20 protein-coding genes are annotated in these 20,836 nt (G+C 68.5%); 13 read left to right on the top strand and 7 right to left on the bottom strand.

Annotation, left to right across the window (positions count from 1 at the left end; all coding sequences use genetic code 11):
- The first annotated feature begins 3 nt into the window (after window positions 1–3).
- Window positions 4–1,146 carry a glycosyltransferase gene (locus AB0J16_RS15170; protein ID WP_358538967.1) on the top strand — a complete coding sequence of 381 codons (1,143 nt, stop codon included), beginning with the start codon at window positions 4–6 and terminating at the stop codon, window positions 1,144–1,146.
- On the opposite strand, the gene AB0J16_RS15175 is transcribed toward AB0J16_RS15170, so the two are convergent.
- Window positions 1,103–2,374 (bottom strand): hypothetical protein, encoded by a 1,272-nt coding sequence (locus tag AB0J16_RS15175; RefSeq protein WP_358538969.1) that lies wholly within the window; start codon window positions 2,372–2,374, stop codon window positions 1,103–1,105. The two genes, AB0J16_RS15170 and AB0J16_RS15175, sit on opposite strands and share 44 nt — an antisense overlap.
- Before the next feature lie 312 nt (window positions 2,375–2,686).
- Between AB0J16_RS15175 and AB0J16_RS15180 the strand changes: the two genes are divergently transcribed.
- The 4 genes from AB0J16_RS15180 to AB0J16_RS15195 are packed head-to-tail and all read left to right on the top strand — an operon-like array spanning window position 2,687 to window position 7,262.
- Window positions 2,687–3,838 carry a glycosyltransferase gene (locus AB0J16_RS15180; protein WP_358538971.1) on the top strand — a complete coding sequence of 384 codons (1,152 nt, stop codon included), beginning with the start codon at window positions 2,687–2,689 and terminating at the stop codon, window positions 3,836–3,838.
- 4 nt (window positions 3,839–3,842) lie between these two features.
- The gene (locus AB0J16_RS15185) at window positions 3,843–4,823 is read left to right on the top strand and encodes a GDP-mannose 4,6-dehydratase (RefSeq protein WP_358538974.1); all 981 of its coding nucleotides are present in this window, start codon (window positions 3,843–3,845) and stop codon (window positions 4,821–4,823) included.
- The gene (locus AB0J16_RS15190) at window positions 4,820–5,863 is read left to right on the top strand and encodes an MraY family glycosyltransferase (protein ID WP_358538977.1); all 1,044 of its coding nucleotides are present in this window, start codon (window positions 4,820–4,822) and stop codon (window positions 5,861–5,863) included. The genes AB0J16_RS15185 and AB0J16_RS15190 overlap by 4 nt, the downstream gene beginning before the upstream one ends.
- A 4-nt stretch (window positions 5,864–5,867) precedes the next feature.
- Window positions 5,868–7,262: a polysaccharide biosynthesis tyrosine autokinase gene (locus AB0J16_RS15195; protein ID WP_358538979.1), complete on the top strand. Its 1,395-nt coding sequence runs from the start codon at window positions 5,868–5,870 to the stop codon at window positions 7,260–7,262.
- Here the strand turns inward: AB0J16_RS15195 and AB0J16_RS15200 are convergent.
- The 3 genes from AB0J16_RS15200 to AB0J16_RS15210 are packed head-to-tail and all read right to left on the bottom strand — an operon-like array spanning window position 7,240 to window position 9,779.
- The gene (locus AB0J16_RS15200; protein ID WP_358538982.1) at window positions 7,240–7,815 is read right to left on the bottom strand and encodes a hypothetical protein; all 576 of its coding nucleotides are present in this window, start codon (window positions 7,813–7,815) and stop codon (window positions 7,240–7,242) included. The genes AB0J16_RS15195 and AB0J16_RS15200 overlap by 23 nt on opposite strands.
- Before the next feature lie 53 nt (window positions 7,816–7,868).
- Window positions 7,869–9,650 carry a DUF4012 domain-containing protein gene (locus AB0J16_RS15205; RefSeq protein WP_358538985.1) on the bottom strand — a complete coding sequence of 594 codons (1,782 nt, stop codon included), beginning with the start codon at window positions 9,648–9,650 and terminating at the stop codon, window positions 7,869–7,871.
- Between the two features lie 15 nt (window positions 9,651–9,665).
- Window positions 9,666–9,779, bottom strand: coding sequence for an LPXTG cell wall anchor domain-containing protein (locus AB0J16_RS15210; RefSeq protein ID WP_358178670.1), 114 nt, complete (start codon window positions 9,777–9,779; stop codon window positions 9,666–9,668).
- A 782-nt stretch (window positions 9,780–10,561) separates the two neighbouring features.
- On the opposite strand from AB0J16_RS15210, the gene AB0J16_RS15215 reads away from it, so the two are divergent.
- The 8 genes from AB0J16_RS15215 (at window position 10,562) to AB0J16_RS15250 (ending at window position 18,298) form a co-directional block, all read left to right on the top strand.
- Complete coding sequence (locus AB0J16_RS15215) at window positions 10,562–11,719, top strand: ROK family transcriptional regulator (protein WP_358538988.1); 1,158 nt, start codon at window positions 10,562–10,564, stop codon at window positions 11,717–11,719.
- Between the two features lie 10 nt (window positions 11,720–11,729).
- The gene (locus AB0J16_RS15220) at window positions 11,730–13,217 is read left to right on the top strand and encodes a sugar ABC transporter ATP-binding protein (RefSeq protein ID WP_358538991.1); all 1,488 of its coding nucleotides are present in this window, start codon (window positions 11,730–11,732) and stop codon (window positions 13,215–13,217) included.
- Window positions 13,217–14,224, top strand: a complete 1,008-nt coding sequence (locus tag AB0J16_RS15225; RefSeq protein ID WP_225292217.1) for an ABC transporter permease — start codon at window positions 13,217–13,219, stop codon at window positions 14,222–14,224. Before AB0J16_RS15220 ends, AB0J16_RS15225 begins: the two co-directional genes overlap by 1 nt.
- A complete protein-coding gene (locus tag AB0J16_RS15230; protein WP_358538994.1) occupies window positions 14,221–15,267 on the top strand; it encodes a substrate-binding domain-containing protein in 1,047 nt (348 codons plus the stop codon). Before AB0J16_RS15225 ends, AB0J16_RS15230 begins: the two co-directional genes overlap by 4 nt.
- An 11-nt stretch (window positions 15,268–15,278) precedes the next feature.
- Window positions 15,279–16,409, top strand: coding sequence for a Gfo/Idh/MocA family oxidoreductase (locus tag AB0J16_RS15235; RefSeq protein ID WP_358538996.1), 1,131 nt, complete (start codon window positions 15,279–15,281; stop codon window positions 16,407–16,409).
- Complete coding sequence (locus AB0J16_RS15240; protein ID WP_358538998.1) at window positions 16,406–17,410, top strand: sugar phosphate isomerase/epimerase family protein; 1,005 nt, start codon at window positions 16,406–16,408, stop codon at window positions 17,408–17,410. Before AB0J16_RS15235 ends, AB0J16_RS15240 begins: the two co-directional genes overlap by 4 nt.
- A 376-nt stretch (window positions 17,411–17,786) precedes the next feature.
- The gene (locus AB0J16_RS15245) at window positions 17,787–18,014 is read left to right on the top strand and encodes a hypothetical protein (protein ID WP_358539000.1); all 228 of its coding nucleotides are present in this window, start codon (window positions 17,787–17,789) and stop codon (window positions 18,012–18,014) included.
- Between the two features lie 17 nt (window positions 18,015–18,031).
- Window positions 18,032–18,298, top strand: coding sequence for an ECF-type sigma factor (locus AB0J16_RS15250; RefSeq protein ID WP_358539002.1), 267 nt, complete (start codon window positions 18,032–18,034; stop codon window positions 18,296–18,298).
- A gap of 7 nt (window positions 18,299–18,305) precedes the next feature.
- Here the strand turns inward: AB0J16_RS15250 and AB0J16_RS15255 are convergent, their stop codons facing one another.
- The 3 genes from AB0J16_RS15255 to AB0J16_RS15265 all read right to left on the bottom strand — a co-directional run bounded on the left by AB0J16_RS15255 (window position 18,306) and on the right by AB0J16_RS15265 (window position 20,810).
- Complete coding sequence (locus tag AB0J16_RS15255; protein WP_358539005.1) at window positions 18,306–19,352, bottom strand: class I SAM-dependent methyltransferase; 1,047 nt, start codon at window positions 19,350–19,352, stop codon at window positions 18,306–18,308.
- Between the two features lie 156 nt (window positions 19,353–19,508).
- A complete protein-coding gene (locus AB0J16_RS15260) occupies window positions 19,509–19,874 on the bottom strand; it encodes a darcynin family protein (RefSeq protein WP_358539007.1) in 366 nt (121 codons plus the stop codon).
- 42 nt (window positions 19,875–19,916) lie between these two features.
- Window positions 19,917–20,810 carry an NAD(P)H-binding protein gene (locus AB0J16_RS15265; RefSeq protein WP_358539009.1) on the bottom strand — a complete coding sequence of 298 codons (894 nt, stop codon included), beginning with the start codon at window positions 20,808–20,810 and terminating at the stop codon, window positions 19,917–19,919.
- Window positions 20,811–20,836: the final 26 nt, after the last annotated feature.

Below are 20,836 nucleotides of genomic sequence, written 5' to 3' on the forward strand. Positions count from 1 at the left end.
GCTATGCGGAGAAGAGACCGATCCGCTCTACGCCGTGTCGCATTCCTCATCGGGCACTTGGGGCGCGGGGGAGCCGAGGCTCAGATATCCCTGCTCGCGCAAGGTCTGTCCGGCAGAGGCATCGAGGTGCACATGTTCCTCATCTCGAAAAGCGGTCCGCACGAAGCGGCCCTCCGTGACGCCGGAATAGAAGTGCATCACCTCGGCTTCGGCCGCACCTCGTCAGGATCAGCTGATCTGGTGCGGTGTCTACGGGGTTTCGCGCGCCTCATTCGATCGCTGCGGCATATTCGGCCCGAAGTGCTGCATGCCTATCTCTTCGAAGGCCGCATGCTGGGACCACCCGCCGCCTGGCTGGCCGGCGTCCCCGTCATGGTGGCCGGTCGGCGCAACGCGGGTGAGCCGGAACAACGCCATCGGCGGGTGCTCGTTCTCGAACGAGCGATGACCCGGCTCACCGATCACGTCGTGACGAACGCGGTCGCCGTGGCCGAGGAAGCCCGCACGATCACCAGGATCCCGGCAGGCAAACTGAGCGTGATCTACAACGGTCTTCGGGCCTCCGCCTTCGAGCGGGCCGAGCCGGCGAGCATCGAAGACACCGAACTCCCTGTTGCGCTGTGCGTGGCCCGCCTGGCGCCGCAGAAGGGGCACGACGTCCTGATCGAGGCCGCCTCGCGGCTGCTCCAGCGCGGCCGGCCGTGCACCTTCCTGCTCGCGGGCGAAGGCAGGGAACGGCACCGCCTGGAGGAGCTGGTCCGCGGGTCGCGGGTGGATGTCCGTTTCCTCGGTGACCGCACTGACGTGAAGGCGCTCCTGGCCAGAGCCGATGTGGTGGTCCTTCCCTCGCTTTGGGAGGGCCTGAGCAACGCGGTCATGGAGGCGATGGCCGCGGGACGGCCGATCGTCGCCACCGCGGTGGGCGGCACACCCGAATTGCTGGACGGCCGGGGCGTCCTGATCCCCGCGTCCGACGCGGAGGCTTTGGCCGACGGCATCGTCCGCGTCCTCGACGACCCGGACCTCGCGGCCTGTCTAGGACGCGAGGCGCGCGCCTGGGCGCGCGAGCATCTTGATGTGGACGTGCTGGTCGATCAGCACATCAATCTCTACCAGTGGCTCGCCCGGATCCGGAAGGACTACTGAGCGCGGTCAGCGGCGGACGAGAAGCTTCTTCGATGTCCGCCGCCGGCTGCCTCCTGCTCCATGCCACAGCGGACAGCAGGCTCGTGAGCATGACGATGGGCATGCGCTGCCGGAAGATCAGGCCGACATTGGCCACGGTCGTCGCGTAGGCGATCGTGCTCGGCACGATGAAGAGCAGCAGAATCAAGAGCGATCGCCGGTCATAACGCCACAGCAGCCGCGCGCCGCGTACCGCGCTGTAGAGCATGAAGTACCAGACCAGCGTCTCGATCTTCGCCAGCTGCAGCGTCGCGCTGCCATCAGCCCAGGGGAAGGGAGCCAGCAGCGTGTAGAGCAACTTCGGGAGCAGCGAACCCCACGCGCTGCCACTGTCCTCGAACAGCACGCCTGAACCCTGGCTGGCATATGAGCGGCGAGCCTCTTCCGACTGGCCGAACTCCAACTGTCCCAGCGCCGAATCCACGAACCCGTCGTCGTCGACGTAGCCGGCGAAGAACAGGCCCGACACCAGCAAGCCGGCGGAGACGACCAGAACGCGGGTGAACATCGCGCTCCGCGAACCCATGAGCCCGAGCAGCGACGGAACCCCACACATGAACACCATGTAGGCGCGTACGTTGAGGAGCCCCCACAACAATGCCAGCGTCGTGAGTGGCTTGCGTATGTCAAACCGTCGAGCATTCGAAACGGCGAGGTAAAGACAGCCCACGACGAGGAACGCGTTGAATCCATCCTTGAACGTATCCGACGTGCACAGGAGGAACATCGGGGAAAAGGCGGTGATGGCCAGCAGGACGAATGCCGCCCGTTCGTCGGCGCCCACCAACCGCGCGAACCTGTACATGACGATGCACAGCGCGCACGCTATCAACGCCACGACCGCCACACAGGCGAGCGGAGCCGGGCCGCCGCACAGATACATGAGGATGGCGAAGACATAACACGGTAGCGCCACGGAGTCGAAGCGCTCGGCCGGCACCGAGGTGGCGAACTGAAAGCCTTCACGCTGCCAGAACGTGGCGGTCTCCAGGGACATGGCTTCGTATCCCAGATAGTCGCCGCCGTATCCGACGGCATCTGGCCGTACTACCGCGACGTGAATGACGATCCGGGCGGCGAAGGCGGCAAGCAGCACCGGCAACACGTGCCACGCCGCCTGTTTGTCAAAACTTACCGAAACAAGGAAGACCAATGTGATCACGGCGGCGGCCACGATAAGGTACTCCACCCAAACTCCTCAACGCTCGTATTGGCGCCATATCGACCTCTATGTCGATGTGATCGGGACGGCACGACGAACAATACGGCGAGTGGCCGCCGAGATCGGCATGGCACACCGAACCGCTGCAAGTCAGTAGGAAAGACGTCGGCCGGTCAGCTCATCCGATGTGATTCCATAACCTGCGGGGACAAGATATGCAAATATTCCGTCGGCACCGCGACTCGGACCATTGAACGAGTCAAGGCCCAAGCTAGCTTCTGCGGCATGAAGACCCATTCCGCAGGAGCTTGTGCGAAGCCGGACGGCCGCATAAGAGTCATGGATGTCATCGCCCGGATGAACATCGGCGGCCCGGCTACTCAGCTGACGGGGTTGTGCGCGCAGCTGAACCACGACACCTTCGATCACCGCCTCTACACGGGTGATGTCGGCGGCGACGAAGGCGACCATTTCCTGCTCCGGGAGTCGGCTATGCCGGTTCACCGGGTTCCTGGGCTCGGCCGCTCGATCAAGCCCGCTGATGACGTCCGGGCCGTCGCCCACCTGATCAAGGCGATACGCACGTTCCGGCCGCATATCGTGCACACGCGGACGACGAAGGCCGGATTGCTGGGTCGCGTGGCCGCTCGCCTGTCCGGGATCAACCCGGCCCTGGCCCACGTGTTTCATGGTCATCTCCTTTATGGCCATTTCTCGCCGCCCAAGCAATTTGTCTACGTGCGGACCGAGCGCCTTCTCGCCTCGATGTCCGATCGTCTGGTGACCGTGGGAGCGCGCGTCCGCGACGAGTTGCTGGAGGCCGGGATCGGCCGTCGCGAGCAGTACATCGTCACCCCGCCGGGCGTCGGGCTCGGCCCGATCCCCAGCCGCGAGGAGGCCCGCCGGTCGCTGGGACTTCCGCCGGACGCGCCCGTGGTCGCCTTCGTGGGCCGGCTCACCCAGGTGAAGCGCCCCGACAGATTCGTCGCCACGGCGAGGGCGGTGCTCCGGCAGGTGCCCGACTGCCACTTCGTCGTCTGCGGAGACGGTGAGCTCCGCGAGCAGATGGAGCAGGCGGTCACTCCCATGCGCGCCTCCTTCCATCTGCTCGGCTGGCGGAACGACGTGGCCACCATCTGCTCGGCCGCCGACATGGTCCTGCTGACCTCCGACAACGAGGGGATGCCCGTCGCGCTCATCGAGGCCGGGATGGCGGGCAGGCCCTGCGTCTCCACCCGGGTGGGCAGCGTCGCCGAGGTCATCAGGCACGAGCACACCGGTCTGGTGAGCAGCGCCGACGTCGGCGAGCTGACGGAGCACACCGTACGGCTGCTGACCGATCCCGACCTCAGGCACCGGATGGGCGAGGCCGCCCGCGACTGGACCGCCGCCTCGTTCGGGGTGGAGCGCCTGGTGGCAGACACCGAGGCCATGTATCGATCGCTGTACGAAGAGCGCCGGGCACGCGCTTCAGCCAGAAGGGCGAGGTGACAACATGCGATACCTGCTGACAGGCGGGGCCGGCTTCATCGGATCCCATCTCACCGACGCGCTGCTGGCGCGCGGTGACTCCGTCGTGGTGGTCGACAATCTGTCTACGGGACGGACCGCGAACCTCGCGCTCGCCGCCGGCCACCCCCACCTTCAGTTCGTCCAGGGCTCCGTGCTGGACGAGCTCATGGTGGACGAACTGGTCCACGAGTGCGACGTCGTCGTCCATCTCGCGGCCGCGGTCGGCGTCAAGCTGATAGTCGAGCAGCCGCTGCGGTGCCTGACGACCAACATCCGCGGCTCGGAGGTCGTCATCGAGGCCGCGCATCGCTACCGGAAAAAGATCCTGATCACCAGCACGAGCGAGATCTACGGCAAGAACTCGTCCGGACCGCTGCGGGAGGACGCCGACCGCATCCTCGGCAGCCCGTCCGTGGTGCGCTGGGCCTACAGCACGGCCAAGGCCGTCGACGAGATCCTGGCCAACGCCTATCACCAGGAGCGCGGCCTGCCGACGATCGTCGTGCGGCTGTTCAACACCGTGGGCCCACGGCAGAGCCCGGCGTACGGGATGGTCATCCCGCGCCTGGTCCATCAGGCGGTCGGCGGCGCGCCGCTCACGGTCTTCGGCGACGGAAGCCAGACCCGCTGCTTCGCGCACGTCGCGGACGTCGTCGACGCGTTGCTGCGCCTCCTCGACCTCGAGGCGGCGGTCGGTCAGACCTTCAACATCGGCTCCGCGGAGGAGGTGAGCATTCTGGACCTGGCGAAGCTGGTCATCGAGCACACCGGGTCCACCTCCGGGATCGACCTCATCCCGTATCACGAGGCCTACCAGCAGGGTTTCGAGGACATGACCCGCCGGGTCCCCGACACCACCCGGATCCGCGAGCTCACCGGCTGGGCTCCCCGGCACACTCTCGACGAGATCCTGGCCGAGGTCGTCAAGCAGGTGCGCGAAGAGCTCACGGCGTCCAACCGGTGAACGCGACGATCGCCCTCGCCACCGGCGTGGCCGCCTTCGTGATCAGCTGTGCGGCGATCGTGCCGTTGAGGCGCCTGGCGCTGCAATGGGAACTGACCGATCGCCCCAGCGAGAAGAAGGCGCACGCCCGCCCGACTCCTTACCTGGGTGGCATCGCGATCACGCTCGGCACCGTCGTGCCGGTGATCGCGGTGCTCGGCTTCGCCGAACTCCGGATCATGGCGATCCTCCTGGCGGCTACCGCGGTGTCGCTGGTCGGCCTGATCGACGACGTCGGCCCGCTGCGCCCGGTCACCAGGCTGGTCGTGGAGGCCGCGGCGGCGAGCGGGGTCGCGCTGGCCGGTGTCCACATCAGCACACCGGCCAATGGATGGGTGGATGGAGGACTCACGGTCGTGTGGATCGTCGTGATGCTCAACTCCTTCAACCTGCTGGACAACATGGACGGCGCGCTGGGAGCCGTCAGCACCGTCACGGCCGCCCTCCTGGGTGGCACGGCCTTCATGACCGGCCACCCGGCGCTGGGGCTGCTGCTGATCGCGCTCGCGGGCACCAGCCTCGGCTTTCTGCCGCACAACTGGGCGCCCGCGAGGATATTCATGGGTGACTCCGGATCCCTGTTCATCGGATTCGTGGTCACCTGCTCGGCGGTCTTCCTGGTGAGGGGGCAGGATCCGGGCGAGATGATCGCCGGATTGCTCCTGCCGACCTTCGTCGCCACCGTCGACACCGGCGTCGTGTTCCTCTCGCGGGTGCGGGCGGGCCGCTCGCCGCTGATAGGCGGTACCGACCATGTGACACACCGGCTCCGCCGGCTGGGTCTCAGCACCCGGACGGCCGCCGCGACGCTCGGCGCGCTGGCGGCCGTGGCCGGCGGCTGCTGCCTGCTGATGGCCATGCGCTGGATATCGCCCCTGGTCACGACGATGGTCGCGGGCGGAACCGCCATCGTTCTCATCGCCTTGCTGCAGGGTGTGCACATCTACGCGCCGATCGAAGACCTCAAGGCTCCTCCAAGAATCCGCGAAAGGCGGCGTTGATCCAGTGGACCTGCTCTACTACATGCGGCTCCTGCGCCGGAACTGGCTGCTCCTCCTCGTCTCGCTGGGGATCGGGATCAGCACGGCGGTGGTGGTCACCGCGAACACTCCGCCGCAGTACGTCGCGACGATCTCCATGCTGGTCTCCGGCCAGGACAGGGAAGGAAGCCTCTCCACCGCTTACCAGGCGGGAATGCTGTCGGCGCAGCGGGTGCAGTCCTACGCCACTCTGCTGTCCAGCCGCCGGGTGGTCAGCCAGATCACCACGCCCGAGGACATCCGGCGGATGCAGGCGAACATCTCCGCCGAGGTTGTCCCCGGCACCGTCCTGCTCCGTGCGACCGTCACCGACACCGACCCGGCCCGCGCCGCACAGCTGGCCAACACCCTGGGCGCGCGGTTCACGCAGCTGATCGAGCAGCTCGAGCGGGTCAATTCGACCACCCGGCCCACGGTCAAGGTCACCGTGGTGGACCAGGCGGAGATCCCTCAGACGCCGGTCAGCCCCAGGCCGGTGGTCAACCTGGTGGTCGCCGTACTGATCGCGCTGGTTATCGCCATCGGCTCGCTGACGCTCCGCGATCGTCTGGACACCACCATCAAGACCTCCGACACGCTGCAGCAGGTCTCGAAGAGCTCGACTCTCGGGATCATCGGGTACGAGCGGGACGCGCGGCGTCACCCGCTGATCGTCCGTAGCGGAGGCCGATCGTCCAGGTCGGAGGCGTTCCGCTCACTCCGTACGAACCTGCAGTTCATCGGCGTGGACCGGCAGCCCAAATCCCTGGTGATCACCAGCTGCCTGCCGAACGAGGGCAAGTCCTCGACCTCCTCCAACCTCGCGATCACCCTGGCCCAGGCGGGCTGGCGGGTGCTCCTGGTCGACGGCGACCTCCGTCGTCCGCGCATCCCGACCTACCTCGGCATCGAGGGCGCGGTCGGCCTGACGGACGTGCTGATCGGCAAGGCGAAGCTGGACGAGGTGATCCAGCCCTGGGGCGAGCCGCGCCTGTTCGTACTGCCGAGCGGCCAGATCCCGCCGAACCCGAGCGAGCTGCTCGGCTCACGAGGGATGCGCCAGGTGATCGACCAGGTCATGGACGACTACGACATCGTGATCGTCGACGCGCCGCCGCTGCTGCCGGTGACAGACGCCGCGACGCTCTCGGCGATCTGCGACGGAGTCCTGCTCGTCGCCCGTTACGGCAAGACCCGGCAGGAGCACATCGTCCGGGGCACGGAGCTGCTGACGTCGATCAACGCGCGCATCGTGGGCACGGTCATGAACTTCGTCCCGGCCAAGGCCAGCCGATACGACGGCTACGGCTACGGCTACGGGTATGAGACCGACACCGCGACCGAGGCCAGGGCCGCGGTCAAGGCGCCGACGGCTGTGTGAGAAGCCGGAGCGGGACGTCGAGTGATCTGGCGATCCTCCGTCCCGCCATCCGGTGGTGCCAGCGGGTGCCGCCGATGGGGTCGAGAATGTCGGGCCGGTCCACCGGCACCAGGCCGCGTAGCCCGCGCACCTCGTCGACCAGCGCGTGCGCCCGCCGTACCGGATCGCGATGAGACGTGACCGCCGCGGGCTCGACCGCGCCGCTCAAGGCGCCGAACTCGACGATGGTGAAGGTACGCCCGGCGGCCTGGAGATGCCTGGTCACCACTTCGGCGCGATGCGCGGCGGCGGCCGTCAGCACGAGGTCCGCGGCGGCCACCATCTCGGTGGTCAGCGGGCTGGAGACGAAGCCGGTGGGATCGCCACCGAGGCGAAGCAGCGTCCGCCGCGTGTGCTCGGCCATCTCCATGCCCGGCTCGGCGTGGGTGCCCGCGCTGGTCACCCGGAAGGCCGGCCCGAGGGCCGGCCGGGTCAGCCGCTCCGCGAGCGGAGAGCGGCAGATGTTGCCCGTGCACACGAACAGGATGTGGAAACGAGTCGGCGTGCCTTCCATGAGCGCGACGGTAGAACGCCCTGGTCAGAAGCTCGTTGGCGGCACGCCGGTCTTTATTGTTTGGTGGGAGTCTCGAAGGTGCAGCCCCGATGGTCCTGGGTGACGCTGGTCTGCTGGGGATGGACCAGTGGCTGCACGGGCACCAGCGGCGCCGCGTCCGAGGCGGGTTCGAGCAGGAGGAACTCCAGCGTCTTCGACTGCCGGGGCGCGAGCTCCAGCATGATGGAGTAGACGGGGTGGGATCGTTCGACCTCTTTGATGACCTCCACGAGCTTGCCGTCGATCCGCACGCCGCCGTTCTTCGCGCCGACCCCGGTGTACAGCGACACCCACAGCAGGTTGGATCCGACGGCATGGGGGCGCTCCGGGGAGTCAAGGCGGCTGGTGACGTACCTGGGCAGCTTCCTGCGCGGCACGTCATTGGTGAGACTGACCCGCACCTTCGTGACGCGTTGCCCGTCGGGACGGCAGGGGCCCAGCTCATAGTCGACCGAGCGCTTGAGGTAGTAGTCGAGCTTGTTGCCGCCGGAATTGTTGACCACCAGTCCGGCGAACGGTCCAGGTTCCCGGGGTAGCACTCCGCCCAGCGGCGTCGTCGCCAGGCGGCGCTGCTCGATGCCCCTGCGGCTCCACACCTGGATCCGCCGCTCATCCACCATCTGCGCCAAGGTGGACATCAAGGTGCGGGGATCCGGATGGGACCGGGTCATCGCCTCGCTGACGGCGCCGGCGATCGTGATGAGGTACTTCTTACGCTCGTCCGGATCCTGGTAGCGGACATAGGCCACCCGCTCGGTCAGGTCGGTCACGTTCTCGGCGGTCACCGTCTCACCGCCCGGGAGAGTGACCGGGCCGATCAGCCGCAGCAGGTAGGAGAGCCCGACCGGGTCGGTCGCGATGGCGCCATCCAGCCGCCGCCCTGTCTGCCGCTCCCAGAGCGCGGTCCAGGTGGTCGCGGCGTACGGGAAATGCGGGGAAAGATTGGAATTGGAGAGCAGGGAAAGCGCGCTCGGCCCGTAACGCGCGCTGAATGCCGGCCCATTGTCGGCGACCGGTGCCGGACTCGGCGCGAGGCGGGTGTTGGCGGAGAGCCGCTGAATGCCGAGTTTTCCTTGCCCGGCTTTCAGAATGCCGAAGGCGCCCACCAGGCCGCCGGTTCCGCGCGCCTCGGCATTTGTCTGGAATGCCAGGAAATAGCGGCGTGGGCCGTCATGGCCCAGCATCGGCGGCAGCAGGGCGGCGGCGTCGGCCGCCGCGCCGAGCCAGCCGTGCAGCCGATCGACCTGCTCCAGGGCCGTGACGCGGGCCTCGTCCAGCTCGCTCACGCCCGTGTCCGCCGGGGTAACGGACAGGCGTGAGCGCGCCAGAGCGACCCGGTCGGCGGCGGCGTCCAGGGCCGGTGCCGCCGACTCCAGGTCGGCCAGCAGTTCGCCCATGTCGGTCATGGAAGCGCCCTTGGCGGACCCATCGGCCGTGATCAGCGGCGCGGCGGCCCGGTGCACGTCGGTCAGGGCACCGGTCAGCTCCGCGGCGGCCTCCGCCAGACCGCGGATGGTCGTCGCGCTCTCTCCGACCAGGGGAGTGCGAGCGAGCAACGACCAGTCCGGGCCGGAGGTGAGCCGGCGGGCCTCGGTCGCGTGCCACTGCGCGTCCGCGAGCGTCCCGGCCAGCCGGCCGGGGTCGCTCGCGCGCAGCAGGACCAGCGCGTTCCTGGTCGCCTGCAGGTGGTCGCGCACGCTCAGAGCGAGGTGCGCGGTCCAACCCCCGGCCAGCGTGAGGCCCGCGGCGGGAGCCAGCAGGCCGGCGATGACAACTCGGCGTCTCTTACTTCGCACTGTGAGATCGGCGACTTACTTCGCGCTGTACGAACGGCGACGCCGCATGGCGATCAGCGTGCCGGCGGTGCCCGTCAGGAGCATGCCGGCACCGGCCGCGGCCAGGGCCTTCACGGGTGCTCCGGTCATCGGCAGCTCCTTGTGGTGGCCATGGCACCCGTGGCCACAGCACCCATGGCCGCAGCCCCGATGGCGACGATGCCACCCACGGAACTCCTCGGGGTCGATGTCGACGTCGATGTTGACGTGCGACGACGACGTCGAGGTGGCCCTCGGCGTGGCGGCGGCACTAGCACTGGCAGTGGGCCTCGGCGGATAGGGTCGCGGGCTCGCGGTGCTCGTGGGTGCCACCTGGCTGTCCGTGGAGGCGGACGCCAATCCTGCGGTCCCGAAGGCGATCCCACCTCCCACGGCCATCGCCACGAAAATAGGTATCGTGATTTTTTCTCTCATTTCGGACTCCCCGTGTGGATGGCGGTTCGGGTCATGGGACATTTCGCCCGGAATTCCAGCGAAGTGTTCGCCACGGAACCCGTTATATGCGCCCTCCTAATGGGTGCTCCGGTCGCCGCACAGTTCTTACCGAATGACCACTAATGGTTCTCCAGATGTTGACGGTCTGCCGGGCTCCGATGCTCGGCAGCGCACCGCTCACGCGGGGGGAGGTTGCTCCGAGACGCCGGAACGTGTGGCGGCAAGCTGCCAGGGCTTGTGGCGGGGGCGCCAGGGGCATGGGCGGCGAGGAGTACGCCCGGCGTCGCCGCCGCTGGGCGGCGCTTCGCGACCTCGCTGGGGCCGAACCGCCCTTATGTCCGAATTCAGAGATCTTTGTTTGATTATCGGCGGAAGTAGGGAGGGTTTGGGCGGCTAACACTCTTGATTTGCTGCTTGTGTGATCTTATTGTCGCCGCATGACCTCCGCTCCGGGCTCGCCCGGTGACGTTCTGACGCTCATCAGCGCCGGTTCCGCTACCACCCGCTCGGACCTCGCCCGGCTCACCGGCCTGGCCAGGTCCACGATCAGCCAGCGCGTCGACGCGTTGATCGAGCGCGGCCTGGTCTCCGAGACCGGAAGCGGCGAGTCCACCGGCGGCCGGCCGCCGCGGCAGTTACGCCTGCACACCGCGGACCACGCCTTCGCGGGCGTCGACCTGGGCGCCACCCACTGCAGGATCGCGCTGATGGACATCTCGGGCGATGTGCTGGCCGAGTGCGAGGACCCGCTGCTGATCGCCGAGGGGCCGGAGACGGTTCTGGCCCACGTCGACGAGCGGCTGGACCGGTTGCTCGCCGAGGCGGGACGGCCCCGGGCCGCGCTCAAGGCGATCGGGATGGGGGTGCCGGGGCCGGTGGAGTTCGCCACGGGCCGGCCCAACAACCCGCCGATCATGCCCGGCTGGAACGACTACCCGATTCCCGAGCACTTCGCCGGCTGCGCCGTACTCGTCGACAACGACGTGAACGTCATGGCGCTCGGCGAGCACCGCAACGCCTACCCCGGCGCCGGCCACCTGCTGTTCGTCAAGATCGGCACCGGCATCGGCTGCGGCATCGTGGCCGAGGGCAAGCTGCACCGCGGCGCTCAGGGCTCGGCCGGCGACATCGGCCACATCCGGGTCTCCGGCCACGAGGACGCCGGCTGCCGCTGCGGCAACAGCGCCTGCCTGGAGGCCGTCGCCGGCGGCGCGGCCGTCGCCAGGAGGCTGACCGAGCTCGGCACGCCCGCCGAGACGGGGGCCGACGTCGTGGCGCTGGTACAGGCGGGCAACACCCAAGCGCTCCGGCTGGTCAGAGAGGCGGGCCGACTGATCGGCGAGGTGCTCGCCAGCCTGGTCAACTTCTTCAACCCCGAGGTGATCGTCATCGGCGGCGCCCTGTCGCGGGTCCACGAACACCTGCTCGCCGGCATCAAGGAGACCGTCTACCGCAGATCGCTGCCGCTGGCCACACATCACCTCTCGATCGTGCCCAGTCGTACCGGGATCAACGCCGCCGCGCTGGGCGCCGGGCTCCTGGCGATCGAGAACTACCTGTCACCCGAGAACATCAACCGGATCGTCAACGCCTGAAGGGACCCCAATGCTGGTCATGAGGGGGATCGTCAAGCAGTTTCCCGGCGTGCGCGCGCTCGACGGGGTGGACCTCGACGTGAGCGCCGGCGAGGTGCACTGTCTGCTCGGCCAGAACGGCGCGGGCAAGTCGACGCTCATCAAGGTGCTGGCCGGGGTCCACCAACCCGACCAGGGCACGATCGAGTTCAACGGCGCGCAGGTCAGGGCGGGCAGCCCGATCGACGCCATCAGGCTCGGCTTCGCCACCATCTACCAGGAACTCGACCTCGTCGACGGGCTCAGCGTCGCGGAGAACATCTTCCTGGGCCACGAGCACGCCCGCGCCGGCTTCGTGAACAGGGGAGCGGCCAACCGGGCCGCCGCCGCGGTGCTGGCCAGGCTCGGCCACCCGGAGATCCGGCCGAAGGCCGAGGTCGGGCGGCTGGCACCGGCCGCCAAGCAGGTCGTCTCGATGGCCCGCGCGCTCTCCCACGAGGCACGTTTGATCATCATGGACGAGCCGTCGGCGGCGCTGGCCCACGACGAGGTGGCCAACCTGTTCCGCATCATCCGCGAGCTCACCGCCCAGGGCGTCGCCGTCGTCTACATCTCGCACCGGCTGGAGGAGATCCGCGAGATCGGCGACCGGGTCACCGTGCTCAAGGACGGGCGCACGGTCGCCGTCGGCCTGCCCGCCCGCGACACGCCGACCTCCGAGATCGTCTCGCTGATGACCGGCCGCAACGTCGAGTACGTCTTCCCGCCCCGCGCCGCCGAGTCCCCTGGCGAGGAGGTGCTGCGCGTCGAAGGACTCAGCTCGCCGGGCGCGTTCGCCGACGTGTCGTTCTCGGTCCGCGCCGGTGAGATCGTCGGGTTGGCCGGGCTGGTCGGCTCCGGCCGTTCGGAGATCCTGGAGGCGGTCTACGGCGCCCGTCGCGCCTCCGGCCGCGTCCTGCTGTCGGGCAAGGCCCTGCGGCGGGGCGACGTCGTCGGCACCGTACGGCAAGGCATGGGCCTGGCCCCGGAAGAGCGCAAGGCCCAGGCGCTCCTGCTCGACCAGAGCGTAACCGCCAACATCACCCTGGGCAGCCTGCCGGAGTTCGCCACGTTCGGCTGGATGAACCGGGTGCGCGAGAAGGCCGAGGCGCAGCGCCTGGTCGAGATGCTCGACATCCGCCCGCCCGACCCAGAACGGCCGATCAAGACGCTGTCCGGCGGCAACCAGCAGAAGGCCGTACTGGCTCGCTGGCTGCTCGGCGGGCGCAAGTTACTCCTGCTCGACGAGCCGACCAGGGGCGTGGACGTCGGGGCCAGGGCCGAACTGTACGCGGTGATCCGCGGGCTGGCCGACCAGGGAATCGGCGTGCTGCTGGTGTCCAGCGAGGTGCCCGAGGTGCTGGGCCTGTCCGACCGCGTGCTGGTGCTGCGCGAGGGGACGGTCATCCACCAGGGCGACGCCCAAGAGCTCGACGAGCATCGCGTGCTCGACATGATCATGGATGGGAGAGCCGCCTGATGAGCAACCCCGCAGAAGCGGGCCCGCAGAACCGCCTGGCCGTGCGGGCGCCCGGTCCGCTGGCCTGGCTTGGAGAGGCGCGGCACCTGGGCCTGGTGGTCGCGCTGGTACTGCTCGCGATCGTCGGCCTGGTCACCAAGCCCGAGAACTTCGCCACCACCTCCAACCTGGTCAGCATCCTGTCGCTGGCCGCCACGATCGGCGTCATCACGGTCGGCGCCACGTTCGTCATCATCGGCGGCGGCATCGACCTGTCGGTGGGCGCCACCATGGCCCTGGCCTCCGTCTGGGCCACCACACTGGCCACGCAGGCGTACGGACCGGCTGTCATGGCCGTCTGCGCGATCCTCGTCGGCACCGGCACGGGCCTGGTCAACGGGCTGCTCATCGCGTACGGGCGGTTGGTGCCCTTCATCGCCACCCTGGCGATGCTGGTCGCGGCGCGCGGGCTGGCCCAGCGCATGTCCGACCGCAAGACGCAGATCATCCAGTCCGACAACGGCGCGATCGTGGACCTGTCGACCACGCGGCTGCTCGGGGTCCCGCTACTGGTCTACATCTTCGCGTTAGTCGTGGTGCTGGGCTGGATCCTGCTCAACCGCACCACCTTCGGCCGCCGCACCTACGCGGTCGGCGGCAACCCCGAAGCGGCCCGGCTGGCCGGTATCAACGTCCGCCGGCACACGATGCTCCTGTACGCCCTGTCCGGGCTGTGCTGCGGCATCGCCGCCATCCTCATCATGGCCCGCACCACCACGGGCTCCTCCACACACGGCGACCTGTACGAGCTCGACGCCATCGCCGCCGTCATCATCGGCGGCACCCTGCTCACGGGCGGCCGCGGCACGATCATCGGCTCGATCCTGGGCCTGCTGATCTTCACCCTCATCACGAACCTGTTCATCCTCAACGGGCTCAACACCAGCGACCAGCTGATCGCCAAGGGCCTGATCATCGTCGTCGCCGTCCTTCTCCAGCGACGGAACCTGAAGGAGAGAGCACCATGAGCAACAACGTCGCGCGCAGGGGTTTCCTGGTCGGTGGAGCCGTGATGTTAGCGGCCGGCTGCACCAGCAACGAGCCCGCCGCCGCGCCCTCGTCAACGGCGCCCGCTCCCGCGCCCGCGGCCAGCGGCAACGACCAGCCCGGCACCAAGGTGGTCATCGGCTTCTCCGCGCCCGCCGCCGACCACGGCTGGATCGCGGCCATCGCCAAGAACGCCGAGTCCGCGGCCAAGCAGTATTCGGACGTCGACTTCAAGCCCGTCGAGCCCACGAACGACATCAACCAGCAGATCTCCGCCGTCGAGTCGCTGATCGCGGCCAAGGTCAGCGCCCTGGTGATCCTGCCTAACGATGGCCAGCAGCTCAACCAGGTCGCGCTCCAGGCCACCCAGGCCGGCATCCCGGTCATCAACCTCGACCGGATCTTCCCCGACAAGCTCGCGTACCGCACCTGGATCGGCGGCGACAACTACGGCATGGGCGTCGCGGCCGGCCAGTACATCGGCAAGCAGCTCAAGGACAAGGGCGTCTCGAACCCGGTGATCGTGGAGATCCAGGGCATCGCGACACTCCCGCTGACCCAGGACCGCAGCAAGGGGTTCGCCGACGCGCTGAAGACGTTCGGCTTCAGCGTCACCGCGAAGCAGGACGCCAAGTTCACCGTGGAGACGGGCAACTCGGTGGCCGCCAGCCTGCTGCAGGCGCACAAGAAGATCGACGCCCTGTGGAACCACGACGACGACCAGGGCGTGGGCGTGCTCGCCGCCATCAAGGAGGCGAACAGGAACGAGTTCTTCATGGTCGGCGGCGCCGGCTCCCTGAACGCCATGAAGGAGATCCAGTCAGGCACCTCCGTGCTGAAGGCCACCGTCACCTACAGTCCTACGATGGCCTCGTCGGCCATCAAGCTGGCCAGGTTGATCGCGCAGCAGAAGGGCATGAGCGACCTGGTGGAGAACCAGGTGCCACAGTCGATCACGCTCGCGTCGGAGACCATTACCAAGGAGAACGTCGAGAAATACCTGCCACTCGGCTTCGAATCCTGATCGGGGGTTGCATGTCAGACCAAACCACCGTCGGCGTGGGCATGATCGGCTACGCGTTCATGGGCCGCGTCCACTCCCAGGCATGGCGCAGCGTCGGCGCCTTCTTCGACCTGCCGCTGGCACCGCGGATGGCGGTGCTGGGCGGGAGGTCCAAGGAACACACCGCCGCCGCTGCCGCCCGGCTCGGCTGGGCCGACATCGAGACCGACTGGAGGGAACTGGTCAAACGCGACGACGTGCAGATCGTCGACATCTGTACGCCGGGCGACTCCCACGCCGAGATCGCCATCGCCGCCCTCGAGGCCGGCAAGCACGTGCTCTGCGAGAAGCCGCTGGCCAACAGCGTGGCCGAGGCGGAGGCCATGGTGCGGGCGGCGGCCTCGTCGGCCGGCAAGAGCATGGTGGCCTTCAACTACCGGCGGGTGCCCGCGGTGGCGCTGGCCCGGCGCTACGTCGAGGAGGGCAGGCTCGGCGAGATCAGGCACGTACGAGCCCAATACCTCCAGGACTGGATCGTCGACCCTTCGTCTCCGCTGGTGTGGCGGCTGCAGAAGGACAAGGCGGGATCGGGCGCCCTGGGTGACATCGGGGCGCACATCATCGACACCGCCCAGTTCATCACCGGCCAGAACATCGTGGGCGTCTCGGCGCTCACCGAGACGTTCGTCAAGGAACGTCCCGTGTCGGCGGGCTCATCGGAGACCGGGCCCGTCACCGTCGACGACGCCGCGCTGTTCATCGGGCGGCTCACCGGCGGTGCCGTGGCCTCCTTCGAGGCCACCCGGTTCGCCACCGGCCGCAAGAACGCGCTGCGCATCGAGCTCAACGGCTCGAACGGCAGCCTCGCCTTCGACTTCGAGGCCATGAACGAGCTGTGGGTCAGCGAGGGCGACAGCGGCTTCAAACGTATCCTCGTCACCGAGGCCGACCACCCCTACGCCGGGGCGTGGTGGCCACCCGGACACGGACTCGGGTACGAACACACGTTCACCCATGAGGTCAAGGACTTCCTGGAAGCGATCGCCCAGGGCAGCGACCCGGCGCCGTCGTTCGCGGACGGGCTCCGGGTGCAACGCGTGCTCGCGGCGGTCGAGCGTAGCGCGGCTGATTCCAGCCGTTTCACAGTTGTGGAGGACATATGAGACCGGTCACCTTGTTCACCGGCCAGTGGGCCGACCTGCCGTTCGAGGAGGTGTGCCGGCTCGCCGCCGAATGGGGCTACGACGGCCTCGAGATCGCCTGCTCCGGCGACCACTTCGACGTGGCGCAGGCGATCAGCGACCCGTCGTACGTGTCCGCCAAGCGGGCCCAGCTCGACAAGCACGGCCTCAAGGTCTGGACGATCTCCAATCACCTTGTCGGCCAGGCGGTCTGCGACCATCCGATTGACGAGCGCCACAAGGCCATCCTGCCCTCCCGCATCTGGGGCTCGGGCGACCCGGAGTCCGTACGCCAGGCGGCCGCCGAGGACATGAAGAACACGGCGCGAGCCGCGGCCCTGCTGGGCGTCGACACGGTGGTCGGCTTCACCGGCTCGTCGATCTGGCACACCGTGGCCATGTTCCCGCCGGTGCCGGCCTCGATGGTGGAGGCGGGCTACCAGGACTTCGCCGACCGCTGGAACCCCATCCTCGACGTCTTCGACCAAGAGGGCGTCCGCTTCGCCCACGAGATCCACCCCAGCGAGATCGCCTACGACTACGTGACGACCCAGCGCACCCTGGAGGCCATCGGCCACCGCCCCGCGTTCGGCCTCAACTGGGACCCGTCCCACATGGTCTGGCAGGACCTCGACCCGGTGGCGTTCATCCTCGACTTCGCCGACCGCATCTACCACGTGGACTGCAAGGACACCCGCGTCCGCGTGGGCGACGGCCGCCGCGGCCGCCTGTCCTCCCACCTGCCGTGGGCGGACATGAGGCGCGGCTGGGACTTCGTCTCCACGGGTCGCGGCGACGTGGCCTGGGAGGACTGCTTCCGGGCGCTCAACTCGATCGGGTACGCGGGCCCGATCTCGATCGAGTGGGAGGACGCGGGGATGGACCGGCTGGACGGGGCACGGGAGGCGTTGGGCTACATCCGTGGCCTCAACTCCATCACCCCACCGACCACCGCCTTCGACGCGGCCTTCTCCACCACCTGACGCCTTCTCACCTGGGGGCCCACAGGCGTGGGCCTTCCGGTGGGGCGCGCTTCGCGCGTTTGGCGTTCGGGCGTGTTGCCCAGGGGGCTCCGCCCCCTTCGACCCCCGACAAGCGTGGGCTTCGCCGTGGCGCGCTTCGCGCGGACGGGCGCTCAGGCGTATTTCCTTGGGGGCTTCGCCCCCGGGCGAGGGGCTCCCGCCCCTCGCGCACCCCAGCCTTGTGCGGCGGACAAACCAGCTAACTTTTAAGCCGATTCGGTCTTCGAGCCGGAGGCGTCTCCAGTGGCTGGTCTTGTTCTTGCACATAGGGAATGCCAGGCCGACCCGGTTCGGGCTTGAACCCGAGAACACGCACTAGACAAGGTATATTGTCTGTATGCGGATTGGAGAGCCTGCCCGCAAGCATGATGTGGCCGATGCCGACATCGTCCACGCCTGGCGGTGTGCCATGCGCCGCCTTGACATGGGTGAAGGCTTCACGATGCTGATCGGCCCGGACTCGGCGGGGCGGATGCTGGAGATCGGTGTCCTCGACCTCGACGGGGACGACCCGGTGGCCATCCATGCGATGCCGCTACGCGCCAAGTTCCGACGAGCCCTGTAGCGAAGAGAGGTGATCATATGAAGCACACTGATGAGGAGATCGAGCGCGCGGCTCTGCGCTTTGAGCAGTTGGCTGACGCCCTGCCCGACAACGTCGAGTTCGACGACGTGTCCGAACTGCGGGCGATCGCTGAGACCTCCGAGCAGGTCCGAGCCGATGAGGCGCGGCTCACCGAGGCGGTGGCGGTTGCGCGTGCCCACGGCCACAGTTGGAACCACATCGCCACCGCGCTCGGTGTCTCCCGGCAAGCCGCCCGGCAGAAGTACGCCGACAAGGTCGCATAACGGCTCTCTATGGCCGGATCTCGTAGACGAGGTTGAACGGGGTCTCCGCGGCCCTTCGGAATCGGGTGAAGCCCGCTTCGCGACTCAGCTCGCGGATCCTCGCCTCGCCCGCCTGCGCGCCCAGCGCGTAGCCGCCCGGCTGGGACAGCGCGTTGGGCACGCAGAGGAACGTGGACCCGCTGTAGTACAGCCGCCCCACGGGGGTGAAGTTTTCCTCCACCGCGTCGGCGGCGTACGGCTCGACCAGCAGCCACGCGCCCTCCGGAGCCAGCGTTTCCCGCACCCGCCGGGCGGCGCCCAGCGGGTCGCCCATGTCGTGCAGGCAGTCGAACATCGTCACCAGGTCGTAGTCGGTGCCGGTGAAGGTCTGCGCGGTGGCCACCTCGAAGTCGACCCGGTCGGCCACCCCGGCCTCGGCGGCATGCTCGCGGGCCAGCTCGATGGACTCGGCGTGGTAGTCCGAGCCGACGACCGTGGTACGCGGGTACGACTGCGCGAGGAGGATCGAGGACGACCCGAGGCCGCAGCCGACGTCCGCGACCACGGTCCCCGCCTTCAGCTTCTCCTCAATCCCATCGAGTGCCGGGATCCAGCTCGACACCAGCGCGGCCATGTAGGCCGGCCGGAAGAACGCGTCGCACCCGACGAAGACGTCTTCCACGTGCTCGTGCCAGCCAAAGCCGGCACCCGTGCGGAACACCTCGGTGATGCGCGGCTCGGCGCGCAACATGCCCAGCGCGATGAGGTACGCCGCCGGTATGTTCGGGCCGGCCGGGTCGGCCAGGCAGTACGCCTGCTCCTCCGAGAGCGAGAACCGGCCCGTCGCCGCGTCGTAGCCGACGTACCCGCCGGCGGCCTGCGCACGCAGCCATTCGGTGAGGTAGCGCGGGTGGCACCTGGTGCGCTCGGCGAACTCCTCGGGAGTCGCGGGCCCCTCGGCGAGGGCGCGATACAGGCCGAGTCGGTGACCGATCACGACGGAGCCCGCCGCCTCGGTCGCCCCCAGGTCGCTCACGAACCTGCCCAGGAACTCCGTCACCTTGTTCTGGTCCATCTGTGGTCTCCTCCCCGCAAGAGGACCTGGCGGGGGTGAGTCTTCCCTGGTCACAGGCTTGTTATCCGTTCAGGGCGATCCGCTGCCGGGTCAGGTCATCACCGTGTCGCGCGACGTCGACGGGCATGCCCCACTCGCTGCGGGGTGGGTGGTGTGTCAGGTGGTGATGGTGGCGACGGGATCGAGGCCATAGGTGCGGGCGTAGCCGTTCTCGGTGCCGACGAGGAGGTCGACGACCTCGAAGTAGCGGTCCCAGAACGGGGTTTCGCGCAGTGCGTCGATGAGGAGCTGGTAGGCGTGGTGGTCTTCCGTTTCCCACATCCAGATGTCGGTGACGCGCGTGGAGTAGAACTCCGTGTCGTAGAAGCGTGACCGGACGCCGATGGTCCTGGCCTCGATCGCGGGCAGGACCTGGGTGGTGAAGGCGTCCACACGTTCCTGGACGGTCAGGGCGAGCCACGCGGGTGTGGTCTTGACGAGCATGAACGCCGTGACCGGCGGTTCGGTTTCCTCAGCGGGCATCAGGACGCCTCCTCCAAAGGTAGTGGGACGGGTGGTGGGCCCTCATGAGAGGACGGCGGGCTTGAGGGTCTGGGCGCACCACTGCTCGAAGCCGGTGGGGGAGGCGGTCTCCGGGGTGCGGGCGACGCCGGCGTCCAGGCCCTCGTCCTTGGCTCGCTTCATGTCGGCGACGCCCTGGGCGAATGCCTTGTTGAGGCCGTAGCCGACGAGGGTGGTGTACAGCTCGTCGAGCGGCTGGCGTTCGTAGCGGACGGGGTGGCCGAGCTGTGCGGTCATGATGCGGGCCAGGTCGTTGGGGGACAGGTCCTCCGGCCCGAGGACCGGGACGCTGTCGGTTCCGCTCCAAGAGCGGTCCAGCAGCAGGCCGGCGGCGGCGGCCGCGATGTCGGCGACAGCGACGAGGGGGGCCTTGCGGTCGGCGTCGACGGTGTCGGTGAAGACGCCCTTGTCGCGGATCGAGTCGGACTCCTCCAGGAGGTTCTCGAAGAAGGACGGGCTGGCCAAGGCCCGGTAGGCGACACCGGTACCGGCGATGAGGTCGTCCATGGCGAGGGAGGCGGTGACCAGGCCGGCGCGGTCGGCGACCGGAGTACCGCGGCCGAGTGCCGAGACCCCGACGACATGGCCGACACCGTGGATGGCGAGCGCCTTCACGGCGGGGCGGGTGAAGCCGCTGAAGGCGTCGTGCGGGGCCAGGGAGGCGTCCGGGGGGACGAGCCAGAAGACGGCGTCCGCACCCTCGAAGGCCCGGTCGAGGACCTCGGTTTCCGCGTGCGAGCCGGTGATCACCTCGACCCGTCCGCGCGCCGCGTCCGGAAGGCGGGCGGGGTCGCGCACGATCACGCGCAGCTCCTCACCCGTGGCGGGGGCGGACTCCAGGAGCTTGGAAAGCAGATGACGGCCGATGTTCCCGGTGGGAGCGGTAATAACGATCATGAAAACCTCGCAGGTCGTGCCGGATC

The organism is Nonomuraea sp. NPDC049750 (genome assembly GCF_040659625.1).
GTDB lineage: Bacteria > Actinomycetota > Actinomycetes > Streptosporangiales > Streptosporangiaceae > Nonomuraea.